The 411-nt window shown below is 47.4% G+C and carries 1 protein-coding gene; it reads left to right on the top strand.

Going from position 1 to position 411, the window contains the following annotated elements:
- Nucleotides 1-131: 131 nt before the first annotated feature.
- Nucleotides 132-335, top strand: a complete 204-nt coding sequence (locus MU407_RS14230) for an excisionase (protein WP_246958466.1) — start codon at nt 132-134, stop codon at nt 333-335.
- The last annotated feature ends 76 nt before the right edge of the window (nt 336-411 follow it).

Below are 411 nucleotides of genomic sequence, written 5' to 3' on the forward strand. Positions count from 1 at the left end.
CCGGGAGGGGGGCCTGAGCCGGTCGGGGGGCGGCCCTGCCCACAAGAATGGGAATAGGTGAGAGACTAACGGAGCTTGCCAAAGCCGGCTGGCGGCTTATGAGAAGACACACAGAAAGGAGCTGTAGCAACATGAACAATACGGATGTGCCGATGTGGGAAAAATACACCCTTAGTATAGAAGAAGCGTCCCGATATTTTCGTATCGGGGAAAAGAAGTTGCGTAAACTTGCCGAGGAAAATCTGGACTCTGGTTGGGTTATCGTTAATGGAAACCGTATTCAGATAAAGCGAAAACAGTTTGAAAAAATTATTGATACACTGGACGAAATCTGATGTCTTAGAGCCGTAGATATGGTATAATATTAGTAGCGTATCACGGCTCATTCCATGACGGAAAGGAGCTTTACAC

It is taken from the genome of Brachybacterium sp. Marseille-Q7125, assembly GCF_023062615.1.
Lineage (GTDB): Bacteria > Actinomycetota > Actinomycetes > Actinomycetales > Dermabacteraceae > Brachybacterium.

What these genes read in the sequence shown, in the direction of transcription:
- MU407_RS14230 (WP_246958466.1), top strand. Translation starts at nt 132, where the DNA reads ATGAACAATACGGATGTGCCGATGTGGGAAAAATACACCCTTAGTATA.